The 16807-nt window shown below is 64.4% G+C and carries 14 protein-coding genes and 1 tRNA gene; 8 read left to right on the top strand and 7 right to left on the bottom strand.

The annotated features are described in order from the left end of the window. Positions 1 to 50 precede the first annotated feature (50 nt). The 5 genes from RTP54_RS28545 to selD all read right to left on the bottom strand — a co-directional run bounded on the left by RTP54_RS28545 (position 51) and on the right by selD (position 5428). A complete protein-coding gene (locus RTP54_RS28545; protein WP_112805739.1) occupies positions 51 to 1076 on the bottom strand; it encodes an extracellular solute-binding protein in 1026 nt (341 codons plus the stop codon). Between the two features lie 37 nt (positions 1077 to 1113). Further along, positions 1114 to 1956, bottom strand: a complete 843-nt coding sequence (locus tag RTP54_RS28550) for an ABC transporter permease (RefSeq protein ID WP_312367275.1) — start codon at positions 1954 to 1956, stop codon at positions 1114 to 1116. A gap of 13 nt (positions 1957 to 1969) precedes the next feature. Beyond that, entirely contained in the window at positions 1970 to 2887 is a 918-nt protein-coding gene (locus RTP54_RS28555; RefSeq protein WP_312367277.1) for an ABC transporter permease, read from the bottom strand. Then, on the bottom strand, positions 2884 to 3972 hold the full coding sequence (locus RTP54_RS28560) for an ABC transporter ATP-binding protein (RefSeq protein ID WP_312367279.1): 1089 nt from the start codon (positions 3970 to 3972) through the stop codon (positions 2884 to 2886). Before RTP54_RS28560 ends, RTP54_RS28555 begins: the two co-directional genes overlap by 4 nt. Before the next feature lie 400 nt (positions 3973 to 4372). Continuing rightward, positions 4373 to 5428 (bottom strand): selenide, water dikinase SelD, encoded by a 1056-nt coding sequence (selD, locus tag RTP54_RS28565; protein WP_312367281.1) that lies wholly within the window; start codon positions 5426 to 5428, stop codon positions 4373 to 4375. 176 nt (positions 5429 to 5604) lie between these two features. On the opposite strand from selD, the gene fdnG reads away from it, so the two are divergent. The 7 genes from fdnG (at position 5605) to RTP54_RS28600 (ending at position 14809) form a co-directional block, all read left to right on the top strand. After that, the gene (gene fdnG, locus RTP54_RS28570) at positions 5605 to 8691 is read left to right on the top strand and encodes a formate dehydrogenase-N subunit alpha (RefSeq protein WP_312367283.1); all 3087 of its coding nucleotides are present in this window, start codon (positions 5605 to 5607) and stop codon (positions 8689 to 8691) included. Next, positions 8688 to 9677 carry a formate dehydrogenase subunit beta gene (gene fdxH / locus RTP54_RS28575; protein WP_112815798.1) on the top strand — a complete coding sequence of 330 codons (990 nt, stop codon included), beginning with the start codon at positions 8688 to 8690 and terminating at the stop codon, positions 9675 to 9677. Before fdnG ends, fdxH begins: the two co-directional genes overlap by 4 nt. Next, entirely contained in the window at positions 9677 to 10366 is a 690-nt protein-coding gene (locus RTP54_RS28580) for a formate dehydrogenase subunit gamma (RefSeq protein ID WP_312367285.1), read from the top strand. The genes fdxH and RTP54_RS28580 overlap by 1 nt, the downstream gene beginning before the upstream one ends. 161 nt (positions 10367 to 10527) lie before the next feature. Next, positions 10528 to 11436 (top strand): formate dehydrogenase accessory protein FdhE, encoded by a 909-nt coding sequence (gene fdhE, locus RTP54_RS28585; RefSeq protein ID WP_112805725.1) that lies wholly within the window; start codon positions 10528 to 10530, stop codon positions 11434 to 11436. Continuing rightward, a complete protein-coding gene (gene selA / locus RTP54_RS28590; protein ID WP_312367288.1) occupies positions 11436 to 12812 on the top strand; it encodes an L-seryl-tRNA(Sec) selenium transferase in 1377 nt (458 codons plus the stop codon). Before fdhE ends, selA begins: the two co-directional genes overlap by 1 nt. Next, complete coding sequence (gene selB, locus RTP54_RS28595) at positions 12809 to 14713, top strand: selenocysteine-specific translation elongation factor (RefSeq protein ID WP_312367290.1); 1905 nt, start codon at positions 12809 to 12811, stop codon at positions 14711 to 14713. Before selA ends, selB begins: the two co-directional genes overlap by 4 nt. Beyond that, positions 14714 to 14809 (top strand) — tRNA-Sec (locus RTP54_RS28600). Positions 14810 to 14959: 150 nt separating this feature from the next. On the opposite strand, the gene RTP54_RS28605 is transcribed toward RTP54_RS28600, so the two are convergent. Beyond that, positions 14960 to 15640 (bottom strand): RraA family protein, encoded by a 681-nt coding sequence (locus RTP54_RS28605; protein WP_312367291.1) that lies wholly within the window; start codon positions 15638 to 15640, stop codon positions 14960 to 14962. Here RTP54_RS28605 and RTP54_RS28610 point away from each other — a divergent pair. Beyond that, positions 15609 to 15764, top strand: a complete 156-nt coding sequence (locus RTP54_RS28610) for a hypothetical protein (protein WP_312367330.1) — start codon at positions 15609 to 15611, stop codon at positions 15762 to 15764. The two genes, RTP54_RS28605 and RTP54_RS28610, sit on opposite strands and share 32 nt — an antisense overlap. Here the strand turns inward: RTP54_RS28610 and RTP54_RS28615 are convergent. Continuing rightward, positions 15761 to 16789, bottom strand: coding sequence for a hydroxyacid dehydrogenase (locus tag RTP54_RS28615; protein WP_312367293.1), 1029 nt, complete (start codon positions 16787 to 16789; stop codon positions 15761 to 15763). The genes RTP54_RS28610 and RTP54_RS28615 overlap by 4 nt on opposite strands. Positions 16790 to 16807 lie beyond the last annotated feature (18 nt).

A 16807-nucleotide genomic window follows, 5' to 3' on the forward strand; every position in this document is an offset into this window, starting at 1 on the left:
GGAAGGTTTGACACGGGCGCGCCGTGTCAGGATTGTTCGTTGTGGCGGGATCACCGCAGGAGCTTGGTCCAGACCCGGTCGTAGAGCTTGGTGACCTCAGGCGTGCAGGCGGTCAGAAACTCCGGCGCCGGCGCGTCGGCAGGCGGATTGAGTTCCGGCACGCCCGCAAGCGCCTTGTCGACATAGGCCTCTGATCCCTTGATGCCGTTCGAGTAGCGTGCGTAGTTGGTGATCATCGCCGCATTTTCGGGGGCCATCACGAAGTTGACCCAGAGCTTGGCGTTTTCGAGGTTCGGCGCACCCTTCGGCACGGCGACATTGTCCATCCAGCCGGAATAGCCTTCCTTCGGATAGATGTATTCCAGCGTCGGCCTCTCCTCGCGAGCGCGCATCGCATAGCCGTTCCAGCTCATCGAGACGACGGCCTCGCCCGAAGCGAGCAGTTCCTTGGTTTCGGAATTGTAGCTCTTCACGAAGGCTTTCTGTGTCGTCAGCAGATCGAGCACTGCCTTCAGATCTTCGGGGTTCTCGTTGCAGCGCGGCTTGCCGAGATAGCGCAACGCCATGTTGATGACGTCGTTGACGTCGCGCAGCATGTTGATCTTGCCCTTGACTGCATCGGTCGGCTCGAACAGCGTCTTCAACGAGTGATCCGCGCCGTCGACCACGGCGCTGTCGATGACGAAGGCCGTGGAGCCCCAGGCCCAGGGCGCGGAGTAGACGCGGCCCGGATCCCAGAACACGTCCCGCCATGTCTCGTCGACATGCTTGTAGTTCTCCATCTGCGAAACGTTGATCGGCTCCAGCAGCCCCTCGCGCACCAGGATCGTCATGGTGTCGTGCCCGGGCACGATGACGTCATAGCCGCCGGCGCCCGACTTCAGCTTGGCGAGCATCGTCTCCATGGAATCGTAGGTATCGATGTGGACCTTGACGCCGTAGGTCTTCTCGAATTTGGCGACCATCTCCGGCGGGGTGTATTCACCCCAGGTGTAGATGAAGAGGTCGCCGGCGGCGAAGGCGGGATGGACGGCGGCACCGGCGAGCAAGGCGGCCGACAGAATGCGCTTTTTCATGCGGTAGTTCCCCTTTTTGCTTTTTGTCAGGTGGTTGTCAGTGCTTCTGCCCGACCCGGCCGATCATGGCGGAGACAAGCACGAGGACCGTGGAAGCCCCCAGCATCAGCGTCGAGATCGCGTTGACCTCCGGCGTCATGCCGAGACGCAACATGCCGTAGATATGCAGTGGCAGGGTGGTCGCGCCCGGCCCGGCCACCAGCGCCGTGATGATGAAATCATCAAGCGAGATGATGAAGGCGAGCAGCCAGCCGGAAAGCAGTCCCGGCACCAGCAGTGGCAGCGTGATGCGGGCAAAAGCCTTGGCTGGCGAGGCGTAGAGATCGGCAGCGGCTGCCGGCAGGCTCGGGTCCAGCCCCTCCAGCCGCGCCTTGATCGGCAGATAGGCGAAGGGAATGCAGAAAACGATGTGCGCCAAGAGGATGGTGGTGAAACCGAGGCTGATGCCGACGGCGACGAAGAACACCAGCGAGGCGACGGCGGTGACGATCTCGGGCACCATCAGCGGAAAGGTCAAGACGGCATAGGCCGCGCCGCCGCCCGACGCACGCCGATGAACGGTGGCGGTCGCCGCACCGAGCGCCAGAAGCGTCGAGGCGGTTGCGGCGATCACCGCGATGATGACCGAATTCAGTGCTGCGGTCTGGATGTTCTCGTTGCCGAAGACCGTCGCATACCAGCGCAGGGAAAACCCGCTCCAACGGCTCACCGAGCGTCCGTCGTTGAAGGAGTAGGCCGCCAGGAAGACGATCGGGGCGTAGAGAAAGACGAGGCAGGCGAAAGAGAGGGAGCCGAAACCGGCAAAGGCGCGGATGTCGCCGATGCGCGACGTGGCGGTGACGGTTCGCATGGCGGGCGATGACGAAGCGGTGTTGGACATCGTTTGCCCTCCTTCAGCGGCAGTCGGACGTCTGCTGCCCGGCCCGGCGGGCAAGCCACAGAAGCACGAGAAGCGTCAGTGTCAGCAGGATCATCGACAGCGCCGCGCCGAACGGCCAGTTGCGGGCGCTCTGGAACTGCGTGCCGATCAGGTTTCCGATCATCAGGGTCTTGCCGCCGCCGAGAATATCGGGCGCCAGATAGGAGCCGATCGAGGGAATGAAGACGAGAAGGCTTCCGGCAATCAGCCCCGGCCGCATCACCGGCAGCACGATGCGCAGGAACGCGGTGCGGCGGCTGGCATAGAGGTCGTAAGCCGCCTCCAGCAGACGGAAATCGAAGCGTTCGAAGGCTGAATAGAGGGGCAGGACCATGAAGGGCAGGAAGGAATAGATCAGCCCGAGGCAGACGGCAAAACCGTTGTAGCTCAGGGGCAAGGGCTCGCTGATGAACCCGAGGTTCATCAGGACCGCATTGATCGGGCCATCGCCGCGCAGGACGAAGAGCAGCGCGATGGTGCGGATCAGCAGGTTGACCCAGTACGGAATGGTGATCAGCACCAGCCAGATGTTCTTTTGCCGCTCCGGCCGGGTGGCAATGTAATAGGCGGTCGGCACGCTGATGACCAGGCAGAGCAGCGTTGCGATGCCGGCCTGGAAGACGGAGCGCGCAAGCACGACAAGATAGTCCGGCGTAAACGTCAGGCTGTCGTCGAGAAAGTCCCGTTCGAACAGGATCGACGTGTAGGCATCGGTCGTGAACCTCCATTCGACACCGCCATAGGGAGCGGCCTCGAGGAAGGAATAGACGAACATGATCGCCATCGGCGCGACCATGAAGACCAGGATGACCGCGATGGCCGGACCGAGCAGGCCGAGATCGGTGAGACGCGGCGAGATGCGGGAGGAAAAGGAGAGTTGCCGCGCGCTCATGACGACACCACCTTGATCGAGCCGGGTTCGAACCCCACCGAGACGGTGTCGCTGGGTACGAAATCCAGGAGGCCCCGCAATCCGCCGCGTGGCGCACGGGCAGTCAGCGTCTGGCCGCCGGCGACCAGATGATATTCGACGGCGTTGCCGAGATAGGTCCGGGCAACGACCCGGGCGATCCCGCCCGGTACGTCCTGGCCGGCCTCGCGAAGGATCAGCCTCTCCGGCCGAACTGAAAGGCAGACCAACTGGCCGACCGCGAGCGGACGCCCGATTGGCGCCCGGATATCGGCGAAGCCTTCGACGGTCAGGGCCGCCTCGCCGCCGTTTACCGCTGACACCCGTGCATCGAGAAGATTGGATTCGCCGATGAAGTCGGCGACGAAACGGCTTTCCGGGTTCTCGTAGATGTCCTCCGGCGTGCCCACCTGTTGCAAGCGACCCTTGTCAATGACGGCGATCCGGTCGCTCATCGCCAGCGCTTCCTCCTGGTCGTGGGTGACGAAGATGAAGGTGATGCCGGTTTCGCGCTGCAGCGCCTTCAGTTCGAGCCGCATCTTCTGCCGGAGCTTCAGATCCAGCGCCGATAGCGGTTCGTCGAGCAACAGCAGTTTCGGCTGCGGCGCCAGCGCCCGGGCAAGCGCGACGCGCTGCCTCTGGCCGCCGGACATGGTGTCCGGTTTGCGGTCCGCATAATCGCTCATGTGCACGAGCGCCAGCATGCGATCCACCCGGCGCTCGGTTTCGGCGCGGGGCGTTCCGAGCATTTCAAGCCCGAAGGCGATATTGCGCCGGACGCTCATATGCGGAAACAGCGCATATTGCTGAAAGACGGTGTTAACGGGCCGAGCCTCCGGCGGAAGCCGGCTGACATCCTGGCCGAAGATGGTGCAAGTGCCTTCGGTCAGGGCTTCAAAGCCGCCGAGAATGCGCAACAGCGTTGTCTTGCCGCAGCCGGATGGGCCGAGCAGCGTAAAGAACTCGTTGGCGTTTATCGACAGATCGAAGTTCTTCAGCGCCTCGAATGCCCTCGTACCGCCGGCATTGTAGACTTTCGACAGGCCCCGCACTTCGGCGGCGATCATGTCGCGTGGCGGGACGTGGATGTCTGGTCTTTGCGCTGAACTTCGACCCCGCTCACTGGCGTGCGAAATCGTTCGGCTGGCACTGGTCCGCATTGGCTATTCCCCTTGTTCGGGAGCTGAAACTTCCCGTCTTTTCAAGGAGTATGGGGACAGCGCGGAGAGGCGTTAAGTCACCCTTAGGGGGTATCGGCCAGTGGCCCGGTGACCAGCCGGGCCGTGGCGAGGATGAAGCACCGCGACGGGGCCGCGCCACCCGCTCACGCATCGTGCCGTTCTCCAGGGGGGCTGCAGCTGTTCACGCTGCGGTCAGTATGACCGCGCTGTCGTCAACGGCTCGCTCATTTGCGATCAGCGATGTCGCGTGTTTGTAGGATACGGTCGGTGTTGCAAGCGTGCTGCGCTATGCGACGGACAACTGCGCCGCTCCGGCCACTGCCTCCCCGATCACGGCCGCGTCGAAGCCATGCTTGCGGAAGACCTCGAGCACATCCGATACCGACGATCCGGCGCAGGTGATGAGCAGGCCCCCGCTTGTCTGCGGGTCGCACAGCAGCGCCTTGTCGATCGGCTCGATCTCTCGCAAAAAGGCGACGTCGTGTCCGTAGCTCGCCCAGTTGCGGCCAGACGCGCCGGTGACGAACCCGGCGCCGGCCAATTCGCGCACACCCTCGAGCAGGGGAACAGCTGACCAGTTGATCCGCAACTGACAACCGGACCCCCGCGCGATCTCGAGGGCGTGGCCGGCAAGGCCAAATCCCGTCACGTCGGTCATGGCGTGCACACCGGCAAGTCGCGCCAGGTCAGGTCCTGCCGTGTTGAGACGCGTGGTGCTGCCGAGCATGCGGGCATAGCCGGCATCATCGAGTGCGCCCTTCTTCAGGGCGGCGGAAAAAATGCCGACGCCGAGCGGCTTGCCGAGGATCAGCACGTCGCCCGGCTCTGCGGCGCTGTTGCGCTTGAGGTGGGCCGGATCGACCAGGCCTATCGCGACGAGACCGTAGATCGGCTCGACCGAATCGATCGTATGCCCGCCGGCCACAGCGATGCCGGCGGCGCGACAGGCCGCCGCCCCGCCATCGAGAATGGCGCCGATCGTCGCCGTCGAAAGCGTGTTTACCGGCATGCCGACAAGCGCCAGCGCAAAGATCGGCGTCCCGCCCATGGCATAAACGTCGCTAATGGCGTTGGTCGCCGCGATCCGGCCGAAATCATGGGGGTCATCGACGATCGGCATGAAGAAATCGGTGGTCGCGACCACCGCCTGATGATCGTTGAGGCGATAGACGGCCGCGTCGTCCGACGTCTCGATGCCGACAAGCAGTTCCGGCGGCACCGGCAACACCGCACGTCCGCGCAGGATCTCCTGCAGGACGCCGGGGGCAATTTTGCAACCGCAACCTCCACCGTGAGCAAGCGAGGTGAGACGTGGTTCGACGGAAGCGGAAAGGCTGCTCACGGCTCAAATCTCCTTGCGAACGGCATGCCGGCCGGCACTGTCGCCAGCGATCATGCCCGAGCGTTGCAACCAAGGCCATGCCTCTTGCGGCAAAAGCCGTTCAATTCGACCTTGACACATGCGGCGCCAGGCTTGACCATCTGCTCAAGACCGATACGCATGGAAGAGGACGTCCAATGAACATCGATCTTTCCCGCCGCAGCTTTCTGAAGCTCGCCGGCGCCGGCGCTGCGGCAACGACCATCGGGGCCCTGGGCTTCGGAGCGGCCGAAGCGGCGACCGCGGCCCATGTGCGCGCCTTCAAGCTGACAAGCATGACCGAGACCCGCAACCTCTGCACCTACTGTTCGGTGGCCTGCGGTATCCTGATGTACTCCAAGGGTGATCTTGCTGCCGGAGAAAAGGCGGAGCTCATCCACATCGAGGGCGATGCCGACCATCCGACCAACCGCGGGACGCTCTGTCCCAAGGGCGCGGCGCTCAAGGACTTCGTGAAGTCCGAGACCCGCGCCACCAAGCCGCGCCACCGCGCACCCGGCGCCGACACCTGGCAGGACATCTCCTGGGAGGATGCCTTCGACAAGATCGCCCGCGCGATCAAGGACGACCGCGACCAGAACTTCATCGAGAAGAACGCGGCCGGCGTCACCGTCAACCGCTGGCTGACGATGGGTTTCCTTGCAGCCTCGGGCGGAACCAACGAGACGGGATGGCTGACCTACAAGGCCGTCCGATCCCTAGGCGTTCTCGGCTTCGACAACCAGGCACGCGTCTGACACGGCCCCACGGTAGCCAGTTTGGCTCCAACATTTGGCCGCGGCGCAATGACGAACGCCTGGACCGACATCAAGAACACCGACCTTGTCATCGTCATGGGTGGCAACGCGGCGGAGGCCCATCCCTGCGGCTTCAAATGGGTAACGGAAGCCAAGCACCATCGCGGCGCCCGTCTGATCGTCGTCGACCCGCGCTTCAACCGCACCGCTTCAGTTGCCGACGTCTATGCCCCGATCCGTCCCGGCTCCGACATCGCCTTCCTGATGGGCGTGATCCGCTACTGCATCGAAAACGACAAGGTGCAGTGGGACTATGTGAAGAACTACACCAACGCCACCTATCTGGTGAACGACGCGTTCGGCTGGGCCGAAGGTCTGTTCACGGGCTACGACGAGGCGAAGCGCGACTACGACCGCACGAGCTGGGAGTACCAGATGAACGAGGACGGGACGGTGAAGACCGACCCGACGCTCACAGATCCTCGCTGCGTCTGGAATCTTTTGAAGGAGCAGGTCGCGACCTATACGCCGGAGTTCGTCGAAAACCTCTGCGGCACACCGAGGGAACGCTACCTGAAGATCTGCGAGATGATCGGCGCGACATCGGCGCGCGACAAGGTCATGACCTCGCTCTATGCGCTCGGCTGGACCCAGCATTCCAAGGGTGCCCAGAACATTCGCGGCATGGCGATGCTCCAGCTCATCCTCGGCAATGTCGGCCTTCCGGGCGGCGGCGTGAATGCATTGCGCGGCCACGCCAACATCCAGGGACTGACCGATATCGGCCTGCTCTCGCACACGCTGCCCGGCTACATGAACCTGCCGACCGAGAAGGAAATCGACTACACCACCTACATGTCGACACGCGGCAACAAGCCGCTGATCCCCGACCAGACCAGCTACTGGCAGAACACCCCGAAATTCATGGTGAGCTTCCTGAAGGCGATGTGGGGCGATGCTGCGACACGCGAAAACGACTGGGGCTTCGACTGGCTGCCGAAGCTGGACGTTGCCTATTACGATATCCTGCGCATGTTCGACATGATGAGCCGTGGCGAGGTGAACCTCTATTTCTGCCAGGGCTTCAACCCGCTTCTGTCCTTCCCCAACAGGGCGAAGCTGACGCAGGCGTTGTCGAAGTTGAAGCTGCTCGTCACCATCGACCCGCTGCAGACGGAAACAGGTCACTTCTGGGAAGACCACGGCATCTACAATGAGGTCGAACCTTCGAAAATCATGACCGAGGTGCTGGAACTGCCTTCGACCTGCTTTGCCGAGGACGAGGGCGCCACGGTCAATTCCGGCCGCTGGCTGCAATGGCACTGGCCGGGCGCGACGCCGCCGGGCGACGCCAAACACGACACCTGGATCATGGCCAACATCTTCCTGCGCGTGCGCGAGCTCTACCGCAAGGAAGGTGGCGTCTGCCCCGAGCCGATCCTCAACCTGGCCTGGGACTACGAGGATCCCTACGAGCCGGAGGCCGCGGAACTGGCCAAGGAGATGAACGGGCGTGCACTGCAGACGCTCTACGACCCGAAGGATCCGGCAAAGGTGCTGGTCGAAGCCGGCAAGCTGCTTCCGAATTTCGGCGTGATGCGCGATGACGGCTCCACCATGTCCGGCTGCTGGATCTATGCCGGCTCCTGGACGGAAGAGGGCAACATGATGGCCCGGCGCGACAACAGCGATCCGGGCGACATCGGCACCTTCCTCAACTGGACCTTCGCCTGGCCGGCAAACCGGCGCATCCTCTACAACCGGGCGTCCTGCGACCTGCAGGGCAAGCCGTGGGACGAGGCGCGCAAGCTGATCGAATGGAACGGCGAGCGCTGGCAGGGCTTCGACGTGCCCGATATCGCGGTGACGGCGAAACCTGAAACCGTCATGCCCTTCATCATGACGGCGGAGGGTACGGCACGGCTGTTTTCGCGCAAGCTTCTGCGCGACGGTCCGTTCCCGACGCATATGGAGCCGTTCGAAAGCCCGGTCGAAAACCCGTTCAACGCGAAGCTGCGCGGCAATCCGGTCGCCCGCATCTTCCCCGATGACCTGGCGCAACTGGGCACCAGCGCAGACTACCCCTTCGTCGGAACGTCTTACCGCCTCACCGAGCACTTCCACTACTGGACCAAGCACAACCGCGTGAACGCCGTGCTGCAGCCGGAATTCTTCGTCGAGATCAGCGAGGAACTGGCAGCGGAACGGGGCATAACGAAAGGCGGGCGCGTGCGGGTGTGGAGCGCACGCGGCGAGATCTGGGCCAAGGCCGTGGTGACGAAGCGCATACGTCCGCTGATCTGCAACGGCAAGCCGGTGCATGTGGTCGGCATCCCCCTGCACTGGGGCTTCATGGGGGCTGCGCGCAAGGGCTTCGGCCCCAACAGCCTCACGCCCTTCGTCGGCGACGCCAACATCGACACGCCGGAGTTCAAGGCCTTCCTGGTCAACATCGAACCGGCGGCGGAAGAAGGAGCCTCGGCATGACGAGCGAACGCGCACCCGAGCCGGTCACGGCGGCGGCCAACCCGCCGCTGCAGCCGCTGGCGTCGAACCTGCTGCCGAGCGACGTCATCAGGGTTTCGGCAACGAGCGATGTGCCAGCACCCGAGCGGCACCTGACCGAGGTCGCCAAGCTGATCGACGTTTCGAAATGCATCGGCTGCAAGGCCTGCCAGTCCGCCTGCATCGAGTGGAACGACACCCATCCCGACATCGAGGAGAATGTCGGGGTCTATGAGAACCCGCACGACCTGACGCCGGATATGTTCACGCTTATGCGGTTCACGGAATACGAGAACCCCGTCACCAACGAGTTCGAATGGCTGATCCGCAAGGATGGTTGCATGCACTGCGCCGATCCCGGCTGCCTCAAGGCTTGCCCGGCTCCGGGCGCCATCGTTCAATATTCCAACGGCATCGTCGATTTCATCTCCGACAACTGCATCGGCTGCGGCTACTGCATCGCCGGGTGTCCCTTCAACATTCCACGCGTTTCAAAGACCGCGCATGTGTCGAAGAAATGCACGCTCTGCTCGGACCGGGTGGCGGTCGGCCAAGGGCCGGCCTGCGCCAAGGCCTGCCCCACCAAGGCCATCTCCTTCGGCACGAAAGAGGCGATGGTCGAGCTTGCCAGCGAGCGGGTCGAGGACCTGAAATCGCGCGGCTACGACCATGCCGGCCTTTACGACCCGCAGGGCGTCGGTGGAACACATGTCATGTATGTGCTGCACCATGCCGATCAGCCCTCGCTCTATGCAGGGCTGCCGGACGACCCGCAGATCTCACCTGTCGTGCGCGGTTGGAAGGGGCCGGCGAAAACCGTGGGCCTCGCCGTTGCCGGCCTTGCGGCCGCCGGCGCGGTCCTGCACGGCATTTTCGCGCGCCCCAACGAGGTGACCGCCCATGAAGAGGGAGAGGCGGAAGATCTCGTCGAGGATCGCGACCAAAGACATGGCGACAGGGAGGCGTGATGACTGAAGAACGCGTCTATTCCGCGCCCGGCGACAAGATCGAGACGAAGCACCCGGTCACCGTCAATCGATACCGCGGCTACACCCGGCTGAACCATTGGGTCACGGCCGCCTGCATGATCGTGCTTCTGATTTCCGGGCTCTCCCTCTTTCACCCCTCGCTGTTCTTTCTGACGGACATCTTCGGCGGCGGCCAGACGACAAGGTGGCTGCACCCGATCGTCGGGCTGGTGCTGGTGGCGAGCTTCCTTCTGCTGTTTGCGCAGATGTGGAAGCTCAACCTGCCCCGACGCGAGGACGTGGAGTGGAGCCGCAAGATTGGCGACCTTCTTCAGGGCAACGAGGAAAACCTGCCCGAACTCGGCAAGTACAATGCCGGCCAGAAAGTGGTTTTCTGGGGCATGTCAGGGCTGATCGTGGTGTTGGTAACGACTGGTGTCATGATCTGGGAGCAATACTTCCCCCACCTCGTCTCCATTCCCGTTCGCCGCATCGCGGTTGCCGTGCATTCGCTCGCGGCGATTTTTACGATCCTGATCTTCATCGTCCATGTCTATGCCGCGATCTGGACGCGCGGCACGATCCGGGCAATGACCCGCGGCACCGTCACCGGCGGGTGGGCCTTCCGCCACCATCGCAAATGGCTGCGCGAACTGGCTGGACGGCAGCGCTCTGACCCGTCAAAATGATCATGTTGGGCGTTCGCGCAAACCCATGACGCGTCATCCCTTCGGGCGCGCAGGGTTGGCGTGGCAATTTGAATGGCTGCCGTTTCATCCCTCGATCGGCGACGGTTGAGAGAAAGCTGCAAGAGCATGACCCGGCTTGTCGCCGGATTGACGGAGATGCGATGGCAGAAGACATACATCCCGATCCCTCCCTCATCGGCGGCGTCCCCACTCCGCCCATCGCCTTCCTGCCCGAACCGATCAAGCTGTTCCAGACGCGCGCCCGCCGCTTCGCGTTCCTGGCTGAAAGCAATGCGCTTGCGCCTTACCTGACCTTTCTCGCGGCGCTCTCCAAACTCCAGGCTCGGCTTGCCGCGACCCTTCCACCCGTTGCGGCGCCGGCCCCGATGCCCATCGCACGGGCGCGCGCGGCCATGCCGCCGATCGACCGGGCCGCACGCGCAGGCGACCCTGAACTTGGCGCGACGCTCGCCGCACTGCTCGAAGGTGCTGTCGAAATCGTGATGCCGGAACCCGCGCGGCTTGCGCTCGATGCGGTACGCGCGGCCAACGACGACGACCGGCAGTGGCTGCTCTCCAATATCCTTTCGGATCAGATCCCGGACGACAGCGCCGCCCCTCATCTCTTCGTTGCGGCAGCGGTGCAGGTGCACATGGCACGGCTCGCAGCCATGCTCGATGCGCAGACGCTCGTACCGGTCGGCTTTGGCCTCTGCCCCGCATGCGGCGGTCGACCGGCGACCTCATCGGTGATGGGCGCGCAGGGCATCGAGAACATCCGCTACGCGGCCTGTGCCTGCTGCGGCACGCAATGGAACGAGGTCAGGGTGAAGTGCCTCTGTTGCGGCTCGACCAAGGGCGTCAGCTATCGCTCGGTCGAGACGACGGAAGCCACGGTGAAGGCCGAGGCGTGCCGGGAATGCCACGCCTGGGTGAAGATCTTCTATCAGGTGAAGAACCCCAGCCTCGACCCGATCGCCGACGACGTCGGAAGCCTCGGCCTCGATATCCTGATGAAGGAAACCGAGTTCCGCCGCGGCGGTTTCAACCCCTATCTTGCGGGCTATTGATGCCGGATTTTCGTGTGCTTCCCTCGGTAGACCAGATGCTGACCTCGCCTGAGGGCCTGGCGCTGATCGAAGTCCATGGCCGCCTTGCCGTCGTCACCGCCGTGCGCGCCGGGCTCGAGATCGCCCGCGAGAAAATCCGCTCCGGAGAGGATGGTGCCGCACTCGCAGCCGAACTGCCGCAGCGCCTATCGGACGCGCTTGCGGCCGCCGCCCGCACAGCCCTGCGGCCACTCCTGAACCTGACGGGCACGGTTTTGCACACCAATCTCGGCCGCGCCATTCTGGCCGAGGAGGCGGTGCGCGCCGCCGCCGCCGCCATGGCCCACCCACTGGCACTGGAGTTCGATCTTGACGGCGGCGGGCGCGGCCAGCGCGACGATCACCTGCGCGGATTGCTGTGCGAGCTGACCGGCGCCGAAGATGCCACCATCGTCAACAACAATGCCGCCGCCGTGCTGATCGCGCTCAACACACTTGCCGACGGCCGCGAGGCCATCGTCTCGCGCGGCGAACTGATCGAAATCGGCGGCGCCTTCCGTATGCCCGACATCATGGCCCGCGCCGGCGCGAAGCTGGTGGAGATCGGCACCACCAACCGCACTCACCCGCGCGACTACGAGGGCGCGATCGGGCCGCAGACCGGCGTCATCCTCAAGGTCCACACTTCCAACTACCGCATCGAAGGTTTTACCGCCGAGGTGCCGGCGCCAAGGCTGGCGGAGATTGCCCGCACGGCCGGCGTGCCGCTTCTCAACGACCTCGGCTCGGGCTCGCTGGTCGATCTCTCGACCTTCGGCCTCAGACGCGAACCGACGGTGGCGGAGGCGGTCGCCGAGGGCGCGGATCTCGTGACATTTTCGGGAGACAAGTTGCTCGGTGGGCCGCAGGCAGGCTTCGTCGTCGGTCGCCGCGACCTGATTGCCGCCATCAACCGCAATCCGCTGAAGCGCGCCATTCGCCTCGACAAGATCCGCATCGCCGCGCTGGAGGCGACGCTGAAACTCTATCGCGATCCTGACCGGGTGAAGGAACGACTGCCGACGCTGCGTTTCCTCACCAGACCGGAAGCCGAAATCGCGGCGCAGGCAGCCCGTCTCGTTCCGACAATCGATGCGATGCTCAAGCCGCATGGCTATTCTGCCTCATCCTGCGCCTGTCACAGCCAGGTCGGCTCCGGCGCCTTGCCGGTCGATACAATCCCGAGCGCCGGCCTTCGATTGACCGGCGCCGGGGGCGACGCTCCGGAACGGCTTTCAGCTTCGCTGCGCGCCCTGCCCGTGCCGGTCGTCGGACATATCCGCGACGGCGCGCTGATCCTCGACCTGCGCTGCCTGGAGAGCGATGCGGCACTGATCGAGGCCCTGGCGGCGCTATGATCGTCGGAACCGCAGGGCATATCGACCACGGCAAGACGGCGCTGGTCAAAGCCCTGACCGGCACCGACGCCGATCGCCTGGCGGAGGAGAAAGCGCGCGGCATCACCATCGACCTTGGCTTTGCCTATGCCGATCTCGGCAGCGGTGCGATCACCGGTTTCGTCGACGTTCCCGGCCACGAACGCCTTATCCACACGATGCTCGCCGGTGCTGGCGGCATCGATCTCGCGCTGCTGGTCGTGGCCGCCGACGACGGCATCATGCCGCAGACGCGCGAACATCTCGCCATCCTAGACCTGCTCGGCATTGAAAGAGGCATCGTTGCGCTGACAAAGGTCGATGTCGCCGGACCAGAGCGACGCGCCGAAGTGGCAGCGGAGATCCGCACGGCGCTTGCCGGCACAGGCCTTTCCGATGCGCCTGTCATCGCCGTCTCGGCACTTACCGGCGAAGGCGTCGAGACCCTCAGCCAAGCACTTACGGCCGCCGAGACGGAAACCGCCAAGCGCAGCGACGCCGGCCTGCTGCGCTTTGCCGTCGACCGCAGCTTCACGCTCTCAGGCGCCGGGACGGTGGTGACAGGCATGGTCCTTGGCGGTCGTGTGGCGCTCGACGACACCGTCGCCGTCAGCCCGTCAGGTCTGACCGCCCGTGTGCGCGGCATCCACGCGCAGAACCGGAAGGCCGTCGAGGGCCACGCCGGCCAGCGCTGCGCGCTGAACCTTGTCGGCGAGCGGGTGAGCAAGGACGCTATCCGGCGGGGGGACATCATTGTCGCGCCTTCGCTGCATGCGCCCACCGACCGGATCGACGCAACGCTTCACATTCTCGTAACGGAGGCAAAGCCCGTCGGCACCTGGTTTCCGGTGCGGCTGCACAGTCACGCGACAGAGGTCGGCGCGCGCATCGTGCCGCTTGCCGGCCCGGTTGAGCCGGGAGCGAAAGGCTTGGTGCAACTGGTTCTCGACCGCCCCATAGCCGCCACCATCGGTGACCGCTTCATCCTGCGCGATACCTCCGCCAGCCGCACCATCGGCGGTGGCCAATTTCTCGACCTGCGCCCACCGGCGCGAAAGCGCGGCACGCCCGAGCGGCTGGCCTTTCTTGCCGCGTCGGACCAGGCGGACCCGGCAACAGCCCTTGCAGGGCTGGCCGCTCTTGCCCCGATCGACCTTTCGGCCTTCCTGCGGGACCGCGGCCTGGGGGAAGACATGCGCCCTCGCCTGCTCCTTGCTGCTGGCGCCGAAATCGTCGCCGACCAGGCGCTCTCCTCTGCAACCCTTATCGCGTTGCGCGCAAGCCTCGTGGAGACGCTCGCCGAATTCCACGCCGAAAACCCCGACCTTGCCGGCATCGGCCGCGAAAAGACGCGTCTCCTGTTGAAACCGCGCCTGCCGAAAATCGCTTTCCTCGCATTCCTGAAGACTGAAGCGGCGGCGGGCCACATCGTGCTTGACGGTGCGTTCCTGCGGCTGCCCGGCCACGAAGTCCGATTGACGCCCGCCGACGAGAGCCTTTGGCAACGCATCGGCCCGCTTCTCATCGACGAGAACCGCTTTCGCCCACCAAGGGTACGCGACCTCGTGCCACTGCTTGGCGCCGAAGAGCGCGACGTGCGACGGGTCTTGAAACTCGCGCAGAAACTCGGACGGGTGCATCAGATCGCGCACGATCATTTCTTCGACCGCGCGGTCGTCGAAGAGATGGCGGCGATCGTGATCGAGGTGGCAGCGGAAACCGACGACGGCTGGTTCGCCGCGCCCGCCTTCCGCGACCGCGTCCACAACGGCCGCAAGGTCGCCATCGAAATCCTCGACTTTTTCGACCGGCTCGGCCTGACCTTGCGCCGGGGCGACTTGCGTCGCATAAATCCCCATCGCAGCGACCTGTTTACGCACTGAGGAAGGGAATCGTCTCCGGTGGGACGGCCGGACTTCAAATCCGGTTGGGGCAGCGAGCCTGTCCCGGGTGGGTTCGACCCCCACTCCCCTCCGCCAAGGCGAGCGGCACGCGACTCGCCCGTCGACCGGGCGGAGAGGATCTGGCCAGTCCCGATCAAACGCATTTCTGCGCTTGTCGGATCGGCGCTCTCACGACCCTCGCATGCCTCCGATCACGTCAGTCTGATACTGCCGGAAATGCGGCCTTCATGCCTCGACGAAGCTGCAACCGAGCCGCTCCAGCTCACGATCGACCCAGGAGCGATCAATTTCACCCTGCAACGTCGCCGCCATCTGCTTCGCTTCGGCGTCGTGTTTGGCCCGCGTTGCCTTCAATACCGCCTCGACATCGGATTTGGGGACGCAGACGACACCATCGATGTCGCCAAGCATCAGGTCACCCGGATTGATGACCATGCCGGCGATCGAGATCTGGAAGCCGATTTCACCCGGACCGCTGCGGTAAGGGCCGCGATGGGTCACGCCAAGCGCATAGAGTGGCAGGTCCTGGGCGCCGATTGCCTCGGCGTCCCGGATCGCGCCGTTAAGCACGAAGCCGGCGACGCCGCGCCTGAAGGCATGCGCCAGCATCAACTCGCCCATCAGCGCATTGGTCGTATCGCCGCCGGCATCGACGACGATCACGTCGCCGGGGGCTGCCATGTCGATCGCCTTGTGCAGCATCAGGTTGTCGCCCGGGCAGGTCTTCACCGTCAGCGCCGGCCCGGCGAGCACGCCGCCGCCATGCATCGGGCGCAGCCTGTCACCGCCGGCGACGAGCCGCGACATGCTGTCGGACACGTTGGCAACGGGCAGGCTCCGGAAGGCCTCGACATAGGAGGCGTCGACGCGTTCCATGCTGTTCTTCACTCTGAAACCGATGGGCATGTGTTTCTTCCTTTTGCAGTTCTGGAGCGGCTTCGTTCCACGCGGTGGCGAAGAAGCGATCTATCTCGTTGTTTTCATGGGCTTCCAGGCAAGAGCAACGCCGCCCTTGCGGGGAACGCTCTAGGCTGTCGCCTTGCGCAGGCCGAGGCTCTGCGGCGTTGCAAGGCTGAAAGCATCAGGCGCGTTGCCATGGAGGACGCTGATGATGTGGCGAGCGGCGATCTCCGCCATGGCCTTCGACGAGCCATGCGTGACGCCGCCGATGTGCGGCGTGGCCAGCACCAGCGGCGACGCCCATAACGGGTTGTCACCGGCCGGCGGTTCGGTGGCAAAGCTGTCGAGGGCCGCGCCTGCGATCCGCTTTTCGCGCAGGGCGTCGGCAAGCGCCGCCTCGTCGATGATGCCGCCACGCGCGGTGTTGACGATGAAGGATGTCGGCTTCATCAGCGCCAGACGACGGGCATCGATCAGGTGGCGCGTCTCCGCCGTCAACGGGCAATGCAGGCTGACGACGTCGGCACGGCTTACAAGCTCGTCGACATCGTCGACGGCGGTGATGTTTTCGTGCGCCAGCGTGGCCGCGGCATGCGGGTCGTAGACAATCACATCCATGCCGAGCGCGCGTGCCATGGCGGCGGTCTCTCGGCCGATCGAGCCATAGCCGATCAACCCCATCAGGGTACCGGCGATGTCGCGGCCCATGAAGGTCGGCTTTGGCCACTGCCCGTGCTTCACCGCTGCGGTCAGCGGTCCTATCTCCTTGATCAGCGACAACGACAGCGCGATCGTGTGTTCGGCGACCGCGCGCGCGTTCGAGCCCATCGAGCGCAAGACCGGTATGCCGCGATCGGCTGCAGCCTGAATGTCGACATTGTCGACGCCCACTCCATGTTTGACGATCACCCGCAGCTTAGGGGAGGCGGCGATGACGGCTTCGTTGATCTGGCCCTGGCGGACCATGATCGCGTCAATGCCGAGATCGGCCGCGCGTGCGGCGACCACGTCCGATGCGTCGTAGGGCGGCGAAAAGAAGACGTCGCAGTCATGGGCGTTGAGCAATTCGACGGCGCTGTCGGCGATCCTGTTATGGGTGACGAGGACGCGCCATTTGCGCTCCGGATGTCTCTCGGCGGTGGGAAAGTCTGACACTTTGTTCTCCAGAGTAGA

The organism is Ensifer sp. (assembly GCF_031989085.1).
Classification (GTDB): Bacteria; Pseudomonadota; Alphaproteobacteria; order Rhizobiales; family Rhizobiaceae; genus Ensifer.